This is a genomic window from Methanoregula sp. (assembly GCF_003170075.1).
Lineage (GTDB): Archaea > Halobacteriota > Methanomicrobia > Methanomicrobiales > Methanospirillaceae > Methanoregula.
In genome coordinates, this window is record NZ_PMZU01000015.1 from 1 (window position 1) to 16,824 (window position 16,824).

Consider the following 16,824-nt stretch of genomic DNA (forward strand, 5'->3'; position numbering starts at 1 on the left):
CGTGCCCCGTGAGGGGCCCTGAGGCGGGGAGGCATCGCTTAGTATTCTACAGGAGCAACCCCGCTCAATTCTAAAAAAAAAAGATACCGACGCTCTATACCTTCCCGAGCATCTCCTTCAAAAACTGCCCCGTATAACTCTCCTTCACCGCCGCCACCTTCTCCGGCGTCCCGGTCGCCACGATCTCGCCACCGGCATCCCCGCCCTCGGGCCCGATATCGATGAGGTAGTCGGCGGATTTGATCACGTCCAGGTTATGCTCGATCACAACGACCGTGTTGCCCTTCTCCACGAGGTCGTCGAGCACCTTGATCAGTTTCTTCGTGTCATCGAAGTGGAGCCCGGTGGTTGGCTCGTCCAGCAGGTAGAGGGTTTTTCCGGTCGCACGCTTGGCGAGTTCCCGGGTAAGCTTGATCCGCTGCGCTTCGCCGCCCGAAAGCGTGGTTGCGCTCTGGCCGAGTTTGACATAATCGAGGCCGACCCGTGAGAGCATCTCGAGCTTGCTCTGGATCGAGGGGATGTTCTCGAAGAGCGCCATCGCTTCCTCGACGCTCATGTCCAGCACGTCCGCGATGGACTTGCCCTTGTACTTCACTTCGAGTGTTTCGCGGTTGTAGCGCTTGCCCTTGCATTCCTCGCACTCGATGTACACATCGGGGAGGAAGTTCATCTCGATCTTGATGAGGCCGTCGCCCTCGCAGGCCTCGCACCGCCCGCCCCTGATGTTGAATGAGAAGCGCCCGGGCTTGTAGCCCCGCATCTTTGCCTCTTTTGTCCCGGCAAAGACCGTGCGGATCTCATCGAAGACCTTGGTGTAGGTCGCCGGGTTCGAGCGTGGTGTCCTGCCAATCGGGCTCTGGTCGATCACGATCACCTTGTCGATCTCGGAGTCGAACGCGATCTCCTTGTGCGCCCCGGCCTGCTCCCGCGTGCCGTGCAGTTTCTGCATCATGCCCTTGTAGAGCGTGTCGTAGACCAGCGTGGACTTGCCCGAGCCCGAGACGCCGGTTACGACCGTAAAGAGGCCGATGGGGATCTTCACGTCGATGTTTTTCAGGTTGTTCTCTTTGCAGCCTTTGACCGTGATAAATTTCTTTGCCTTCCTGCGGGTGCCGGGCACGTCAATTTTCTTTTTCCCGGCAAGGTACTGCCCGGTGAGCGATTTCTTGTTCCTCTCGATCTGAGCGGGGGTCCCTTCCGCAATAATCGCCCCGCCGTGGAGCCCGGCGCCGGGCCCGATATCGATCACGTGGTCGGCCGAACGGATCATGTCCTCGTCGTGCTCCACCACGATCAGCGTGTTCCCGATGTCGCGGAGCGTCCGCAGGGTCCCGATCAGTTTCCTGTTGTCCCGCTGGTGCAGCCCGATGGAGGGCTCGTCGAGTACATAGAGGACCCCCATAAGGTTCGAGCCGATCTGGGTCGCAAGCCGGATCCTCTGGGCCTCGCCGCCGGAGAGCGTCCCGGCATTCCGCGAGAGCGTGAGGTAGCCGAGGCCGACCTTTTCCAGGAATTCGAGCCGGGACCGGATCTCCTTGATGATCTGCCGGGCGATGCCCTCCTCTTTCTCGGTGAGCCGGAGACTGGAGAAGTACGCGAGGCAGGCCGTGACCGAGAGATCGGTCACATCGATGATCGATTTGCCGTTGATCCGGACGGCGAGCACCTTCTCCTTGAGCCGTTTTCCTTTACAGGCCGGGCAGGGAAAGACCCGCATGTAGTTCTCCAGTTCCCGTTTCCGCCATTCGGACTGGGTCTGTGCGTAGAGCCGGGCGGTCTGCGGCAGGAGCCCTTCCCACTCGCCGTTGTGCGACCACTGGGCGTCGCCGTTTTTCATGCTCATCGAGAAGTGCATCCTCTCGCTTGAACCGTACATAAGCGCATTGTACTGCCGCTCGTCCAGGTCCTTTATCGGGGTAAGGGCAGAAAAGCCGAAGTGCTTTGCCACCGTTGCCAGATACTGGCCCCTGAAGCCGTCCATTGGGTTCCGGTACGGTGCCACTGCACCGTCCGCGATGCACCGGTTCTTGTCGGGAATAATAAGGTCGGCGTCGAACTCCATCTTGACCCCGAGGCCGTGGCACTCCTCGCAGGCCCCGAACGGGCTGTTGAACGAGAACATCCTTGGCTGGAGTTCCTCGAACGCAAGGCCGCAGACCGGGCAGGCAAGGAGCGATGAGTAGGTTGATTCCTTTCCCTCTTCATCGGCCACGAGCACGAGCCCTTCGGATTTTTTGAGTGTGTTCTCGACCGCTTCCGCAAGCCGGGAACGGTCGGAGGTTTCGAGCCGGTCGATCACGATCTCGATGTCGTGTTTCTTGTACCGGTCAAGCGTGATCTCCTCATCGGTCCTGATGATCTTCCCGTTTAACCGGATGCGGGCATAGCCTTCCTTGTTTAGATCCTTGAGGAGCTGCTGGTAGGTACCCTTCTTCTGCCGGACAATCGGGGCAAGGACCGTGACCTGACCGGGATGCTCGGCAGCGATCTGGTCGGCGATCCGGTCCGGGCTCTGGGCGGCAATTGGGATATTGTGCTCGGGGCAGTAGGGCGTACCGATCCGGGCAAAGAGGAGCCGGAGGTAATCGTAGATCTCGGTCGTCGTCCCCACGGTAGAGCGGGGGTTCTTGGACGTAGTCTTCTGCTCGATGGAGATGGCGGGAGAGAGTCCTTCGATGCTGTCCACATCGGGTTTCTGCATCATGCCGAGAAACTGGCGGGCGTATGAGGAGAGCGACTCGACATACCTCCGCTGGCCTTCGGCATAGAGCGTATCGAACGCGAGCGTCGATTTGCCGGAGCCGGAAACCCCGGTGATCACGACAAGCTTGTCACGCGGGATCTCGACATTGATATTTTTCAGGTTGTGCTGGCGGGCACCCTTGATGACAATGTTTTTCATGCTGATGTGTGGTACCAATGGATTTCGGTATTTAAAGAGGTAAGGATAGAGCTAACTGAAAATATAACCCCAAAATAACCCGCTTCATCTCCAGAAAACCGTCTCCTTTACGGTTGGCTTGTTCTATCAGCAGAAGACCCGGCAGGCAGTTCTCGAACAGTGTTTTACCGGGCATATAAATCGATATTTTTTTCAGGTCAACCAATAACAGATACTATGCCTTGCTATACCATAGCATAGGGGGATGTGAAATGAAATACCAGGTTCTCTTAATCGCGGTCCTGCTCATCATGGCCGCACTCATTGCCGGCTGTACCCAGCAGGCAGCGACACAGCAGCAGACTACGTCGGCATCTCAGGGCGTTATCAAGGTCGGTGTCATCGCATCGCTGACCGGCCCGGCGAGCAATGTCGGCACCAGCATGTGGCAGTCGGCACAGGTCGCCGCCGACAAGATCAATGCTGATGGCGGCGTGACCTTAAAAGACGGTTCGAAGGCACAGATTAAGTTGATCGTTGGCGACGACGAGTCGACTCAAACTGGCGGGCAGACCGCAGCGACCAAGCTGATTACGGACGACAAGGTCGATATCCTTGTCGGCGGGTATTCGAGCGCGGTTACCTCAGCGTACGAACAGACCATCGCGGAGTACAAGGTGCCGTATATCGTCACCGGTGCATCGAGCCCCATCATCACCCACCGCACCGACATCGATACCAGTTATATCTTCCACCACTGCCCGACAACTGACACATACGGCCAGTACACCACACAGTTCATCGACCAGATTATACGTCCTGCCGTCAATGGAAAACTCAACGCTTCAGCTGATCGCCCGTTCCGGCTTGCTCTGCTCTACCAGGACACAGCCTTCGGGAAAGGGATCCAGACTGCAGTGAATGATACGATCACGAAGAACAATCTCAATATTGTTCTTGTCTCCCAGCAAAGTTTCAAGATGGGGGAGAGCGATTTCCGGACTCAGCTGACCGCAATCAAGGCAGCAAATCCTGATGCCCTGTATCTGGGTGCGTTCCCGAATGAAGGTGCCCCGGCCATCACGCAGGCACGCAGGGATATCGGCCTCAACACCATCTTCCTCTCTCCTGAAAACAACGACAATGCCCAGTTCTACAAGGACCTCGGGCAGTACGGCGAAGGATCGATCATCGAAAGCCGGTTTTCACCCTACACTGCTCCCATAGGACCAGTCACTAATGATCAGGCTGCGTTCAAGCAGGCATATTTCGCCAAGTTCGGTACCTACCCGGACATGATGGGTGCTTCTACCTATGATGGAGTTTTCATCGCGGCAAAGGCAATCGGCAATGCCGGGACCACGGACAAGGCAGCAGTGAAACAGGCGCTTGTCAACCTGAATATGCCCCAGATCATCGAGGCGATGAAGAATCAGACCATCTCGTTCTCACCGGACTTCCGGGAGTCAAGCTTCGATCTCTGGATGGAGCAGCTCTCGTACAACGCGACCATCGGTGAAACACGGCCCTCGATCGTCTGGCCGGATAACCTTAAGACCACGGACTTCACCCTGCCTTCCTGGTATATGGCCGGCAGCGCGTAAATCTGTTCCATCCCTTTTTATCACAGGTAGCTGATTTTATAGCATAACCAAAAGAGGCCGGGTAGCGATGGACAACCTTGCGATATTCCTGCAGATCCTGTTCTGGGGGCTATATGCCGGCTGTATCTATATCCTGCTCGCCACCGGCCTGAACCTCATCTTCGGGGTCATGAAGATCGTCAACTTCGCGCACGGGGAGTTCCTGATGATCGGTGCATACATCACCGCGACGGTCTTTTTCCTGACTGGCATCAATCCCTACTTGATCATCCTGGTGTCCATGCTCGCGCTCATCGGCATCGGGGCGGTTGTCGAACGACTCTGTTTCCGGCCGATCCTCGGCACCGGTAAACTCAACGAGATCTTCCTCTCCATCGGGCTCATCTATATCTTCCAGAATGGCGCCGCGATGATATGGGGCGACTCCTGGCAGAGCGTAAAAAGTCCCTATGACGGCATTACGGTTCCTGTCGGCCCGCTCAGCGTCCCGCTCGATTACATCATCATCGTGGCCCTCACCGCTGTGATCCTCATTGCTCTCTACCTCTTCCTCAAAAAGACGAGGACCGGCATGGAAATGCGGGCAACGAGCCAGAACCGGAAGGGGGCGATGCTCGTCGGAATCGATGTCGAGCGGATCGATGTCATCAGCTTTGGCCTCGGGTGCGCGCTCGCGGCCGCGGCAGGGACGCTCTGGGTGGTGAGCGGGCAGGTCTTCAACCCGTACATAGGATCGATGCCGGCGGTGAAGGCCTTTACCATCATCATCCTTGGAGGGCTTGGCAGCATTCCGGGCGCGATCATCGGCGGGCTCCTGATGGGTGTCGCCGAGAACGGAGCAGCGTTCCTTCTCGGCGGGATATGGAAGGACGCGGTCTCGTTCATTATCCTGATCGTCGTCCTCGTCATTCGGCCAACCGGGTTGTTCGGGGAAAAGGGGGATTGAGGAATCGTGAACTTCGGAAGGGATGAGCTGACAAAATACGGGCTCGTTGCAATACTTGCCATCGCGGCGGCCTTACCGTTCCTCTCGGATAATATGTTCCTCCTAAACCTCCTCATCCTGATGCTCATATCCATTATCTTTGCATCGGCGTGGAACCTGCTCGCATTCACCGGGCAGGGATCGCTCGGCCATGCTGCGTTCTTCGGTATCGGTGCGTATGCCTCGACCCTGATTGCGGTACAGAGTGGAATTTCCCCATTTATCACAATTTTCCTCGGGGCCGCAGTCGCCGCGTTCATCGGTATCCTTATCGGGCTCACCTGTGTCCGGCTCAAGGAATGGTTCCTCGCGATGGTTACCTTCGGGTTTGCCATCATCGTCGAGACGCTGACGGTCAGCGTTCTCGCACCGGTCACCGGCGGCTGGGACGGGATCGCCTCGCCCCGGCTCATCAGCCCGTCCATCCCCGGTTACCAGTTCATCGAATACTACGTTGTCCTCGTCATCACGATCGCAACTCTTGTCGCAATCTGGTATATCATGAAGTCCCGTATCGGTCTTGCATTCCTCGCAATCCGGGAGAACGAGCTGGAGGCCCGGGCTGCCGGGGTCGATCCCGTCCGTTACCGCCTCCTCGCGTTTGCCATGAGTGCCTACCTCGCCGGGGTCGCCGGGGCGCTGCAGATTTACCATATCGGTTACCTGACCCCGGATCTGTATGGGGTCACAAACTCGTTCTGGCCGGTTACCTATGTAATCCTTGGAGGCCTCGGCACCATTGCAGGACCGGTCATCGGGACGATCGTGCTCACGGTCATCTGGGAGGGGCTCAAAGGATCGGGACTCACGTTCGGCAGGTACGTCATCGTCGGGTTCATTCTGATCCTCACGATCATATTCCTGCCAAAGGGGCTCGTGAACCTGCCGGAACGTGTGCAGGTATGGTGGAAGGAACGTGGAAGAAAAGGATCCGGTGCGAGGCCGCAAAGGAGCGTCTGGAGATTTTTCTGATGATTTTACAGAACAAAAATTTTCAAATGCCACCCTTCACCGCTCTTTAGAATCCGAGATACGCTTTCTGGATGTGCGGGTCGCGCATGAGCTCCTTCGCCTTCCCCTCTTTGACGATCCTTCCGTTCTCGAGGACGTACCCCCGGTGGCACATAGTGAGAGCGTTTCGGACATTCTGCTCCAGGAGGAGAATCGTCATCCCTTCCCTGCCGAGCTGTTCGAGGGCCTTAAAGACCTGCCCAACAAGAAGAGGCGAGAGCCCGGTTGAGGGTTCGTCAAGGATAAGGAGCCGGGGCCTAGACATGAGCGCCCGGCCGATCGCGAGCATCTGCTGCTCGCCGCCACTCAGGGTTCCGGCCATCTGGTGTTCGCGCTCACGCAGGATCGGGAAGATCTGGTAAATATGCGCAAGGGTCTTTTGGGGTTCGTCCGAGCCGGTCCCACCGAGGAGGAGGTTCTCACTGACCGGCATCTTCGAAAAGATCTCGCGTTTCTCCGGTACGAGCGCGAGGCCTTTTTTAAAGAGATCGTTCGGGGGACGGCCGAGAATATCCTCTCCTTCGAAGACGATCGAGCCTGATGCGTTCCGGTTGAGCCCGATGATGGTCTCGACCGTGGTCGTCTTCCCGGCACCGTTCGGCCCGATCAGGGTCACTATCTCCCCCTTCTCTACCCGGAAGCTCAGGTCCCAGACAACCTGCAGGTTTCCGTGAAAAATGTTGAGGCCGGTCACCGCGAGCATGTTTTTCTCCTCACCTAAAACGCGTTGAAGTCACCGAGGTATGTATCGATGACCCGCTGGTTGTTCACGACTTCGTGCGGTAGTCCGTCTGCGATCTTCTCCCCGTGGTCGAGCACGACTATACGGTCGGAAACCCCCATGATGACACTCATGACATGCTCGATGATGAGGATGGATATTCCCCGGTCCCGGATCTTACGGATCAGATCCACGGCTTCGTTGCTTTCTTTCGGGTTGAGACCGGTGGTGAGTTCGTCGAGCAGGAGGAGCTTCGGGCGGGATGCGAGCGCCCGGGCGAGCTGCAGGCGCTTGAGCTCGACGACGTTGAGGTTCCGGTTGAGGGTTTCGGCCTTCTCTGACGGGAAGTTTACCTCTGCAAGTATCGCGAGCGCCTGGGACTGTGCCTCTTTCATCCCCGGCGCCGTATCATTCCCGAAGATGACGCCGATCATCACGCACTCCTTTGCAGTCAGGTTGGGGAAGGATTCGGCGATCTGGAATGTCTTTGCGATTCCCTTCCGGCAGATTCGGTCCGGTTTCATGCCGGTGATGTTCTCGCCGCAGAACGAGACCGTCCCGGCAGTCGGGGAAATGATGCCGGAGATGATATTCAGGAGTGTTGTCTTCCCGGCACCGTTTGGCCCCACAAGGCCGACAATCTGGCCGTTTCCTATCTCCAGATCTACCCGGTTCACCGCGGTAAGGCCACCGATCTGTTTGGTCACTGCCGAGAGACTGAGCGTGCTTGAATAACCTCCATAGAACCTGTTTTTATCCGCTGTGTTTTATATTCGTCAGGAGAGTATTAAACATATTTCGGGAATGGATCAACGGGCAATTGCCGGAATGGGATCGCGAGTGCATACAACGTGTGCGGATAAATACCCGTCCCTTCCAATAGTTCCAGTTATAAAGGTGAATCAATGCCCGTTGTAATACTCAAGATGCGTAAAGGCTGGACTACGGAACAGAAACGCAGGATCGTCAAAGAGTTCACAAATACCCTTGTCTCCACGCTCAAGATCGACCCGGAGGTCGTCACGATCATGATCGATGAGCACAGCCTTGAGGACATCGGCCATGGTGGTATGCTCCGCTGCGACGAACACTAGAAAGAAAAGTCGGTAAAAATTTAAGAATTATTTTCGATTGTCCGGAAGTAAAAAGGTTCCCGGGATTACCGCATCCTTCTCCCGGTCTTGCGCTCTTCGTACGATATCTGGGTGCTTCTGCCGGGGGTCAGTTCTCCTTTCTCGTCTTCAGCGCCCTGGAACCGGTCCTCAAGAGGGATCTGCGCACTCCTGCCCTCCGTAAGAGTACGGTCTCCGTCGCGGGAGCCCTGGAACCGTTCATCGAGCGAAATGCTTGCGCTTCTTCCCTTCGTAAGTGTCCGGTCCTCTTCCCGGGAACTCCGGAACCGCTCGTCCAGAGGGATACTGGTACTCCTGCCGGCGGAAAGTCCCTCCCGGCCATCTGTCGCACTCTGCCAGCGCTCCTCAAACGGGATCCCGGCGCTTCGCTCGCGTGAGCCCGGCGGGCCCTGGGGGACGTCCCGCGGCGAGTCCGCGTCAGCAATAAAATCGATACCGGTATCATCCCGTGCATCCTTATGTGCAGCCGGGCGTTGGCCACCTGAACGCATATCCGGGCGTCCCTGGGCACGTGCTGCCGGCATTCCCGGGGACACCGGACTGCCATCCGCAGTGTGCCGCGGCCCGGTGTACGCAAACCTGCTCTGCCCGGGAGCGGATGCAGACCCGCCCCGGATCTTTGCTACCTGTTCATCAATCTCCGCTTCTGTTTCCCGGGCGCTCTTTTCCGTAAACATCAGGAACTGGAGGAATGCCTCGGGCTCGCGGAAGACCGTTGCATTGATCCTCTCGCAGACAAGCCTCCGCTCCACATCGCCGTACCACCCGCCCGAACGTATAGTGATCGCTTCACCCCCGGGCTCAAAAACATAGACCCGCTCAACGCTGCCGTCACGCCCGAACGCGGTCTCGGCAACCCCGTTGCCCTCAAACGAGAAGGTCTTCCCGACCGCGCCGTAGTCCCCGCCTTCCCGCATCACGATCTGCCGGCCGCCGGCTTCGTACCGGAACGTACGGGGCGGCTGCCCGAAGGAAAAGGTCTCTTCGAGCATCCCATAGGTGTCAAACACGAACCGCCGGAGTATCTTTCCCGGCTGTGCAGGATCGTTTTCCGTCATCGTGTTGGAGGACGGGTCGAACCGGTAGAGCCTGCGGGTGACATCGTGGCTGTCAAGTACCAGGACACCGCTCACGCTATAACGGTAGATCCGGCTGATCGATTCCCGCTGGCTCCCGGTAAATTCGGTGATGACTGATTCTGTCATTCCCCTCTACCTCACGGTCTGCCTGATTTTTTAACGTTACTTCTTTTGCGCATAAAAGGGTTGTTCTCAAAGCCGGGATAAAGCGTCTCGCTGCAAGTACTGGTTTCGCAACCTTCATTCCCTCCTACTGCATATAAACAAGATGCAATGGCAGATGCATTCCCGGGAACTTCCCCCTTACCAGAACCGGTACCGATACCCGCACCGGCGTCGGAACCCCTGCCGGTGGCTGAGCCGGAACGCCCCTTGATGGATCATGGCAAGACCCTCTATCTTGCCAAGTGGTCTACCCGGCTCTGGGCCTGGCTTATCGATATCATCCTTGTGATACTTTTCCTGAACATTGTGCGTGGTATCCTCGAACCGTTCTGGACATTGCCTTTGATCTGGGACTACCCTCACTGGGGAATCTTCGAGATTGGGATCGAGACTCTCATCTTCTTCCTGTACTGGACTATCTGCGAGAGTTACAAAGGCCAGTCAATCGGGAAGATGGTGATGAATATCCGGGTCGTGAATCGCGACGGTACAAAGATCCAGTGGGGAACTGCAGCTGTAGAGAGCCTGGGAAAGGCGTTTATGCCCATTCTTTTCCTCGACTGCCTTATCGGGTGGCTTGCGATGCCGCATACAAAACTCCGTGTCTTCAACCGGATCTCGAATACGATCGTTATAAAAACCGATTACCGGGAGCCTGAAGGTATCCTGTACGTGAAGGACAAGGAATAAACCGGGTATTCCTGCATGCAGATTTTTTTGATAGTTCTTTTTCGGTAGTGGGAGATCGTCCGATCAGTTACAAGCCCGGTTTTTAAGAACTGCCGCCTGTCGGTTTTCCTCTCCTCATGAGCAGAATCCGGCAGGATATCCTCAGTTGTGTTCGTGAAGTTTATTGACTCTGCCGCTGTACAGAAGTAATATGCCTCTCGCATCAGAACCGGTACGGGATATCGAGTCGATGTACCACCGGAAGGATGGCCGGGTACTGATCGAGATCAAACTGAGCTCCGTGCTTCAGCTCTTCAACTCCTTTGATCCCGCCCCGTTCTACGAGAAAGAGATCGATACTGCTGCAGAACACTATATCGTGGATACGGTCCGGGATTTCCCGGTAAAGACGGAATTCAAGATCCTCATTTTCCTGCCCCCGGCGCTGGTCGCCAGTGAGGAGGCAAGGAAGATCGCGCCCGCCATCCACAACCATTTCCAGTACAAAATGCTTGTCGCGGACCGGAGATTCCGTGCGAGGTTCCGTTTTGGCCGGTGGAGCCTGATTATCGGACTTACATCTCTTGCCATCGCGCTTGTCACCCGGCAGATCGTTGCAACTATGTACAACACCTTCTTTGGCCAGCTCCTGTCCGACGCGCTGCTAATTGTCGGATGGGCAGCAATGTGGGAACCGATTACGGTCCTGCTCTACGAACTCTGGCCCATCATCCAGACAAAACGGATCTACGAGAAGATCAGCAGAATGGAGATCGAAATCCTGCCCCTCCCTGAAGCATAACTTTCGGGAACGCCCCCTGTGTTGCCGTTTCTCAGGCCGTCGGCAGGCGCCGCATGGGTGCGGCGTTGGCACCTTCGAGGTTGCCGCCGGCAAAATCAAACCGTGTCCGGATGCTCTCCGGCAGTTCGTGCTCGGCGATGGGCATAAACCCAAACGAGGAATAAAAGGTGACGAGCGGCAGCGTGGAGTGCATGTAGAGCGTCTCTATGCCACACGCGTCAACCAGTGCCTGCACCGCATTTCGTGCATAGCCCCTGTTCCGGTACATCTCATCGACAAAGACGCCGTCGACTTCAAGGCCATCGGGGTGGCGCCGGCACCGGGCAACAGCGGCAAGCACCCCTTCGACAAACACCCCGAAGATACGGTCGGTATTCCGGTCAGCTCTCTGCTGGTGGTATCCAAGCCATACCTTTTCTGCCCGGCCGAATTCTTCCGCTGACAGTTCGCGTGCCACAACCTCAAGGTGGATCCGGGGGTACCGGACAAAGATGGGGCGCTGCACCCGGCCTGCCACACCGGCGGCGGTGCGGCCGAGCGGAAGACTGGTGGCATAATCCCTGCTCCCGTACCGGGGTATTAGGACAAGGGAAACATCCTCCTCCTCTGCACACTCTGAAATCTCCGCTACAGGATCACCGTACCGGACCACGGTGCGTACCCTTCCTGCGGGAAGGTTCAGCGCAGATTTCAGTTCATCCAGTTTTGCGGCAGCTTGTGCATTTTGTGTCCCATGGTCTTCGCTCGGGACTGTTGTGGGCAGCACGTGCAGGAGAATGACTTCCCGAACATGGGGCAGTTCGGACAGGAATGCAAGAACATCGACAGTGGGTTTTGAGAAGTCAACCGGGCAGAGGATCTTAAAAAAAATATTCTGGCAGTATTTCTCCAGGATCTCCGTGTCCGGTGCGTCTTCGCCCCGGAAGTGCAGGATGACGACATCGATCGTGCTCGTCCCGATTACGCCTTTTGAGACACTCCCGAGCACCAGCGTGCGGAGCAGGTTTCTGCCCCGGGCACCCATCACGATAAGCGACGCCCGCTCACGGGTCGCGGTCCCGGTGATCGCGCGCACGATATTCCCGTATTCGCTCTGAACTACCAGCGATCGGACCGGGACGCCGAGCGGGGCAAGGATGTGTTCTTTTTTTTCGAGCTGCTGGGCCGGTGGTACCACAGGTTCGTTTGGCTCCCCATCGAGTACGTGGAGGAGGACAATCTCCTCCATACCGGGGATCTCCCCGATGCATTCCAGCACCCGGTCTGCATGGCGTGAGAAATCAGTGGCAACAAGAACCCGTTTGAACATATCCGCTCCGCATGTCTCTTTCCCGCCCAGAATCATTGGGAAGAATGTATACGGGACCGTTTTTGTGTCCCTCTAAATAATCGTTGTGAAGTAGGGGTGTCTCCGGACTCCGGTCCTCCCGGAAAAGCCAATAAAAAACGTATCAGATCTGGTCTATCTGCGGCATGAGCCGCTGCTCAATCTGCTTCTGGCAGACCTCGCAGAAGCACTTCTTTTTCCCGTTAAGCTCATCGAGTGTATCCGGGCAGAACATGATGCACTCACGGTTGTGGCAATGGGTAAGTCCCAGCAGGTGGCCAACTTCGTGTGCCCCCTCCTTTACCAGTCGGTCGATAAGGTCGTCGTCGTTTGCGTCCAACCCGTAATATTCGTTGGCGAGCCGGGCCGTGGAGATCACCGCAATTCCTGTGGATTCCCGTGCAAGGCCGAAAAGGGCGGAATGACCGGGATTGAAGAGATCCTGGCTGACCACAAGGAGGATGGGATCGGAGATACGGTGCTGGTGTTTGTAGGCAGCCAGATGGTCCAGCTGCACCTGTGCATCGATCTGTTTTCGCGCATTTACAAAACCCATGATACGCACCGGGTTCTCAACAACCCCGACAGGTAACCCGGTCACCGCCGCGATCGTCCGCCCGACCGGCAGCTGGAGGCCTTCCGGGGAAAGTTGATCCCAAAAAATATGGAGCCGCATCGCTCAGTTCTATTGGATGGACGGCTATAAACATATTGAGCATTGCATCGGCACATATATCGCGGCACACTACCACCATCCCGTCGAGATCGGTGTGGGAAAGAATCCTGATGCCGCGCGGTGCGTTCACGATGCGGGCGTCAGCATACGGGCTACCGATATCCGTCCGTGCCTGCTGCCGGACTGGTTATCCTTTTCCCGCGACGATATATTCTTGCCCGACCTGTCCTGCTATGCGGGTGCCGATGTCCTGTATGCCATCCGCCCGGCAGAAGAGATGATCCCCCCGCTGATCGCGCTTGCCAGAAATCTCGACTGCGACCTCGTGGTCTACCATCTTGGTTTTGAATCCTATGGGAATGGCGGAAAGATCACCGATTGCGGCGTACCGCTCCACTATTATTACCGGTGTAGTCAGAACCCGTCAAAAAGCGTCGACTGATTATTGGCCACCGGTTTCTTATCGGACGCATCCGGTGCGGGTGCGATCGTTTGAACTTCCGGTGGCATATCTGGGGGTGTCGCCGGAGATTTAGTCTCTGGAGACGCGGCCGGATCATGCTCCTCGCCAGCAGTGCCTGCTTTTGTTTTCCTGCCCTTTTTCTTCTGTTCCAGTTCCTTTTCATGTTCCGTTTTTGTTACTGCTTTTACAATCTCCAGTGCCCGTGCCCGGTCGTTCAAGAAGAAGTTAAGCCCTTCTGCGTCGAGCATCAGTTCGCGGGTGAAGGTTTCGGGATCGTGCTCTACGAGAAGGACGATGGTACCTAGGTACTTCTCGCGCAGGGTAATTTGGGGGATCTGCATGGCGGCAGCAAGGCGCGAGAGTACAGTGTACCGGATCGCCTTCTGCTTTTTTGCCGTGGACATCTTCTGCCAACGCTCGGGGGGCAGGATCCGGGTATGGATGCCTTTTCCCCCGGCTGCATCGGCGACGCCGAGAAGCATCACCGCTGTTGCGTACCGCCAGAGCGTGTGGTACTGGCGCCGGTAAGTATACCCAATATATTCGTCTGCACGCGCAAGCGAGCGGTAGGCCCGTTCAACGGCACCGGGATCGGTAATAACATGCACGTTCCCCTCCACCCACTGCTCAATATTTTCAGGGGTATCATCGACATCCCACGATAGTTTCATCAGTTCCTCATCAGGTGTCTTCGAGAATACCGCAGAAACAAGCGAGAAGATCGAGACCCGTTCATCCTTCTGGGAGGTGTGCACCTGGTTCCCGTCAAGCGATTCGCGGCCGATCGCCGAGGCATAGAGCATGTTCACGGCTGCCCGCACGTCCCCCCCGGCACTTTCGGCTATCTCGTGGATCGCTGCTTCCGAACAGGTGACCATCTCCTTTGCGCAGATGAATTTGAGCCGGGGGGCGATCGACCGGGCCGGAAGTGCCCTGAACTGGACCGGCTCGCAACGCACGCGGAGCTCCGGGGCAAGGCCGTAGAGATCGTTTGCGATGAGGAGCATGGGTTGCCGGGCGTTTTTTATGCATTCAATGATTGCTTTTGCCCCGCCCCGGTCAGCGGTTCCCTGCAGGTTGTCGGCCTCGTCCATCACGACAAGTTTCCGTGCTGACCCGGTCAGGCTTGCTGTGGTGCTGCCGGCGCCGGCAATCCGCTCGATCACGGCGGCCGTTCTCTGGTCGCTCGCATTGAGCTCGATCACATCCCAGTTCATATCACGGGCGAGCGCGTAGGCAGCTGACGTCTTGCCGATCCCAGGCTTGCCGTAAAGTATGAGTGGTTTTGACCGGAATGTCCAGGTCCGGGCCCAATCCGCCATCTGGCGGATCGCGGCGGTATTGCCTACGATATCCGCAAGGTGTTCCGGACGGTATTTCTCAGCCCACTCCATACCAAAAGAGTCAACTCCGCATCAAATAAATTATCTCTGATGAGGCCACACATAGCGTACTGCAATTTGTTAGAGCGGTGCATATCCGGGTGACAATAGTGGTTTCTGACTGTTCCACAACAAAGATCGCGCAAGTAGTCAGGGAATATGAAGGCGTAAGGAGGAAACATGCCATCGGAGAGATGGTCAAGGCCCTCAGGATCGATGCTCCCCATATCGTCGCCTCGTTCGGTGAGGATGCGGCGGTTATCGAGCACAACGGAGAGGCGCTGCTCCTTGCAGCCGATGGCATATGGAGCCGGCTCATGGAGGCCGACCCGTACTGGGCCGGCTACTGCTCGGTCCTTGTCAATGTCCACGATATTGCTGCCATGGGTGGAAAGCCGATCGCGATGGTGGATGTCTTCTCGATGCCCAAAAATACCCACATCCACGAGCAGGTGGTCAAAGGAATGCATGATGCCTCCGCTCAGTTTGGCGTGCCGATTGTCGGCGGGCATCTTCATCCCGATGCGCCGTACAGCGTGATCGATGTCTCAATTCTTGGATCCGCCCGGCTTGATTCAGTCATCTATTCCAACACCGCACAGGAAGGCGACTGTATCATCGCTGCTATCGATCTTGTTGGTCGCGTCCACCCATCCTGTGCGCTCAACTGGGACTCGGTAACCATGAAGTCTGCTGCACAGGTGCGTGCGCAGATTGCGCTCCTGGAAGAGATCGGGCGGGATCATCTCGTCACCGCAGGAAAAGATATCAGCAACCCCGGCCTTATCGGGACGATCGGGATGCTTTTAGAGGTAAGCGGGAAAGGGGCCGAGCTCGATCTCGGCCGTGTGCCAAAGCCCGATCTTGCGGCGAACCATATGACGTTCGAGCAGTGGGTGAAGATGTACCCCGGGATGGGTTTTGTCCTGACTGCACGACTGGAACACGTTAACGAGCTTGTCCGGCGCTTTGCTGCCGTCGGTATGACCGCACAGGCCATCGGTACCGTGGATACCACGCGCCGGCTCAGGATCCGGTATGACGGGAACGAGGCAGAGGTCTTCGATTTTGCCGAAAACGGGATTACCTGCCTATCCCCGGATGAGGCGTCATGCAGGCCGCAGTAAGAAAGATCGGGATCGGCATTGGTGCGGATGCAGAAAAGGTCGTTGACAGCGCGTGCCGCGTAAATGTGCCGTGCGATATTGTCTGCTACTGTCGGCCGGGCACTGCAAAAGTCCCTTCCGGCCATCCCCGCGTGCGGCTGGCGGAGAGCCGGACTCCCGAAACAGCCCTCGTTTCTGACCTGATGGCGGGTGCGATCGATGCGGCAGTCCGGGGCACCCTGCCGGCAAATGTAACCTTGCAGGCGCTCAAAGTAGCCGCAGGGGTTGACCACCTTGAGCGGATTGCGCTTCTTGAAACTGCGGGCGGGAAAAAATTCCTGTTTGCCCCTGTGGGCATCGATGAGGGATGGACGGTCGCTGACAAGCTTGCGCTGATCCGCAAAGGACGGGTAATTGCCCGTCGGTTCGGTCTTCCGGAGAAGGTGGGAGTCCTCTCAGGAGGCCGGTTTGGGGATGTCGGCCGGCATGCCATTGTGGATCGGAGCATGGCCGATGCAGAACTTGTCGCAAAACTTGGCGATGCCATGCATTACGAGATCCTGATCGAAGATGCGATTGAGTCCTGCGGCCTTATCATCGCACCGGACGGAATATCCGGCAACCTGGTCTTCCGTACGCTCACCTTTCTTGGAGCCGGGCACGGGCATGGGGCACCGGTCGTAAATATCGATAGAATTTTTGTGGATACCTCGCGCGCCTCACCGGATTACACGAATGCGCTATTGCTCGCAGCATCATTGCTGGAATAAATTTTAATCGCGTAAAGTGGCTTATTTCCCAAAAAAACTCATTATATGAC

General features: G+C 56.9%; 16 protein-coding genes. 9 read left to right on the forward strand and 7 right to left on the reverse strand.

The features are described 5' to 3' along the window. Positions 1-94 precede the first annotated feature (94 nt). Positions 95-2,902 carry an excinuclease ABC subunit UvrA gene (uvrA, locus tag QZN75_RS01135; protein WP_292423664.1) on the reverse strand — a complete coding sequence of 936 codons (2,808 nt, stop codon included), beginning with the start codon at positions 2,900-2,902 and terminating at the stop codon, positions 95-97. A gap of 251 nt (positions 2,903-3,153) precedes the next feature. Here uvrA and QZN75_RS01140 point away from each other — a divergent pair, with 251 nt between their 5' ends. The 3 genes from QZN75_RS01140 (at position 3,154) to QZN75_RS01150 (ending at position 6,442) form a co-directional block, all read left to right on the forward strand. After that, entirely contained in the window at positions 3,154-4,485 is a 1,332-nt protein-coding gene (locus QZN75_RS01140; RefSeq protein WP_292423666.1) for an ABC transporter substrate-binding protein, read from the forward strand. Between the two features lie 67 nt (positions 4,486-4,552). Continuing rightward, positions 4,553-5,431, forward strand: coding sequence for a branched-chain amino acid ABC transporter permease (locus QZN75_RS01145; protein WP_292423669.1), 879 nt, complete (start codon positions 4,553-4,555; stop codon positions 5,429-5,431). 6 nt (positions 5,432-5,437) lie between these two features. Continuing rightward, positions 5,438-6,442, forward strand: coding sequence for a branched-chain amino acid ABC transporter permease (locus QZN75_RS01150; protein WP_292423672.1), 1,005 nt, complete (start codon positions 5,438-5,440; stop codon positions 6,440-6,442). Between the two features lie 46 nt (positions 6,443-6,488). Here QZN75_RS01150 and QZN75_RS01155 read toward each other — a convergent pair whose 3' ends face one another. Further along, entirely contained in the window at positions 6,489-7,184 is a 696-nt protein-coding gene (locus QZN75_RS01155) for an ABC transporter ATP-binding protein (RefSeq protein ID WP_292423674.1), read from the reverse strand. A 14-nt stretch (positions 7,185-7,198) separates the two neighbouring features. After that, positions 7,199-7,909 (reverse strand): ABC transporter ATP-binding protein, encoded by a 711-nt coding sequence (locus QZN75_RS01160; protein WP_292423676.1) that lies wholly within the window; start codon positions 7,907-7,909, stop codon positions 7,199-7,201. Between the two features lie 198 nt (positions 7,910-8,107). Here QZN75_RS01160 and QZN75_RS01165 point away from each other — a divergent pair, with 198 nt between their 5' ends. Further along, positions 8,108-8,296, forward strand: coding sequence for a tautomerase family protein (locus QZN75_RS01165; protein ID WP_292423681.1), 189 nt, complete (start codon positions 8,108-8,110; stop codon positions 8,294-8,296). Positions 8,297-8,361: 65 nt separating this feature from the next. Here the strand turns inward: QZN75_RS01165 and QZN75_RS01170 are convergent, their stop codons facing one another. After that, positions 8,362-9,540, reverse strand: coding sequence for a hypothetical protein (locus tag QZN75_RS01170; RefSeq protein WP_292423684.1), 1,179 nt, complete (start codon positions 9,538-9,540; stop codon positions 8,362-8,364). A 147-nt stretch (positions 9,541-9,687) separates the two neighbouring features. Here QZN75_RS01170 and QZN75_RS01175 point away from each other — a divergent pair, with 147 nt between their 5' ends. Both QZN75_RS01175 and QZN75_RS01180 read left to right on the forward strand, forming a co-directional pair. Then, positions 9,688-10,269, forward strand: coding sequence for an RDD family protein (locus QZN75_RS01175; protein WP_292423687.1), 582 nt, complete (start codon positions 9,688-9,690; stop codon positions 10,267-10,269). Between the two features lie 190 nt (positions 10,270-10,459). Then, positions 10,460-11,050 (forward strand): hypothetical protein, encoded by a 591-nt coding sequence (locus QZN75_RS01180; protein WP_292423691.1) that lies wholly within the window; start codon positions 10,460-10,462, stop codon positions 11,048-11,050. Positions 11,051-11,081: 31 nt separating this feature from the next. Here QZN75_RS01180 and QZN75_RS01185 read toward each other — a convergent pair whose 3' ends face one another. Together QZN75_RS01185 and QZN75_RS01190 are read right to left on the reverse strand one after the other, a co-directional pair. Then, positions 11,082-12,359, reverse strand: a complete 1,278-nt coding sequence (locus QZN75_RS01185) for a GNAT family N-acetyltransferase (RefSeq protein ID WP_292423694.1) — start codon at positions 12,357-12,359, stop codon at positions 11,082-11,084. A gap of 142 nt (positions 12,360-12,501) precedes the next feature. Next, positions 12,502-13,053 (reverse strand): archaemetzincin family Zn-dependent metalloprotease, encoded by a 552-nt coding sequence (locus QZN75_RS01190; RefSeq protein ID WP_292423697.1) that lies wholly within the window; start codon positions 13,051-13,053, stop codon positions 12,502-12,504. 16 nt (positions 13,054-13,069) lie between these two features. Here QZN75_RS01190 and QZN75_RS01195 point away from each other — a divergent pair, with 16 nt between their 5' ends. Beyond that, the gene (locus QZN75_RS01195; protein WP_292423699.1) at positions 13,070-13,495 is read left to right on the forward strand and encodes a UPF0146 family protein; all 426 of its coding nucleotides are present in this window, start codon (positions 13,070-13,072) and stop codon (positions 13,493-13,495) included. Here QZN75_RS01195 and QZN75_RS01200 read toward each other — a convergent pair. Continuing rightward, a complete protein-coding gene (locus tag QZN75_RS01200; protein ID WP_292423700.1) occupies positions 13,468-14,910 on the reverse strand; it encodes a replication factor C large subunit in 1,443 nt (480 codons plus the stop codon). The genes QZN75_RS01195 and QZN75_RS01200 overlap by 28 nt on opposite strands. A 98-nt stretch (positions 14,911-15,008) precedes the next feature. Between QZN75_RS01200 and QZN75_RS01205 the strand changes: the two genes are divergently transcribed. Beyond that, positions 15,009-16,025, forward strand: a complete 1,017-nt coding sequence (locus QZN75_RS01205; RefSeq protein WP_292423705.1) for a methanogenesis marker 2 protein — start codon at positions 15,009-15,011, stop codon at positions 16,023-16,025. Next, entirely contained in the window at positions 16,010-16,774 is a 765-nt protein-coding gene (gene mtxX, locus QZN75_RS01210; RefSeq protein WP_292423703.1) for a methanogenesis marker protein Mmp4/MtxX, read from the forward strand. The genes QZN75_RS01205 and mtxX overlap by 16 nt, the downstream gene beginning before the upstream one ends. Positions 16,775-16,824: the final 50 nt, after the last annotated feature.

Coding starts and splice junctions, on each gene's coding strand:
- QZN75_RS01170 (WP_292423684.1), bottom strand. CDS start 9,540: ATGACAGAATCAGTCATCACCGAATTTACCGGGAGCCAGCGGGAATCG.
- QZN75_RS01165 (WP_292423681.1), top strand. CDS start 8,108: ATGCCCGTTGTAATACTCAAGATGCGTAAAGGCTGGACTACGGAACAG.
- QZN75_RS01155 (WP_292423674.1), bottom strand. CDS start 7,184: ATGCTCGCGGTGACCGGCCTCAACATTTTTCACGGAAACCTGCAGGTT.
- QZN75_RS01190 (WP_292423697.1), bottom strand. CDS start 13,053: ATGCGGCTCCATATTTTTTGGGATCAACTTTCCCCGGAAGGCCTCCAG.
- QZN75_RS01185 (WP_292423694.1), bottom strand. CDS start 12,359: ATGTTCAAACGGGTTCTTGTTGCCACTGATTTCTCACGCCATGCAGAC.
- QZN75_RS01145 (WP_292423669.1), top strand. CDS start 4,553: ATGGACAACCTTGCGATATTCCTGCAGATCCTGTTCTGGGGGCTATAT.
- QZN75_RS01195 (WP_292423699.1), top strand. CDS start 13,070: ATGGACGGCTATAAACATATTGAGCATTGCATCGGCACATATATCGCG.
- uvrA (WP_292423664.1), bottom strand. CDS start 2,902: ATGAAAAACATTGTCATCAAGGGTGCCCGCCAGCACAACCTGAAAAAT.
- QZN75_RS01175 (WP_292423687.1), top strand. CDS start 9,688: ATGGCAGATGCATTCCCGGGAACTTCCCCCTTACCAGAACCGGTACCG.
- QZN75_RS01200 (WP_292423700.1), bottom strand. CDS start 14,910: ATGGAGTGGGCTGAGAAATACCGTCCGGAACACCTTGCGGATATCGTA.
- QZN75_RS01140 (WP_292423666.1), top strand. CDS start 3,154: ATGAAATACCAGGTTCTCTTAATCGCGGTCCTGCTCATCATGGCCGCA.
- mtxX (WP_292423703.1), top strand. CDS start 16,010: ATGCAGGCCGCAGTAAGAAAGATCGGGATCGGCATTGGTGCGGATGCA.
- QZN75_RS01180 (WP_292423691.1), top strand. CDS start 10,460: ATGCCTCTCGCATCAGAACCGGTACGGGATATCGAGTCGATGTACCAC.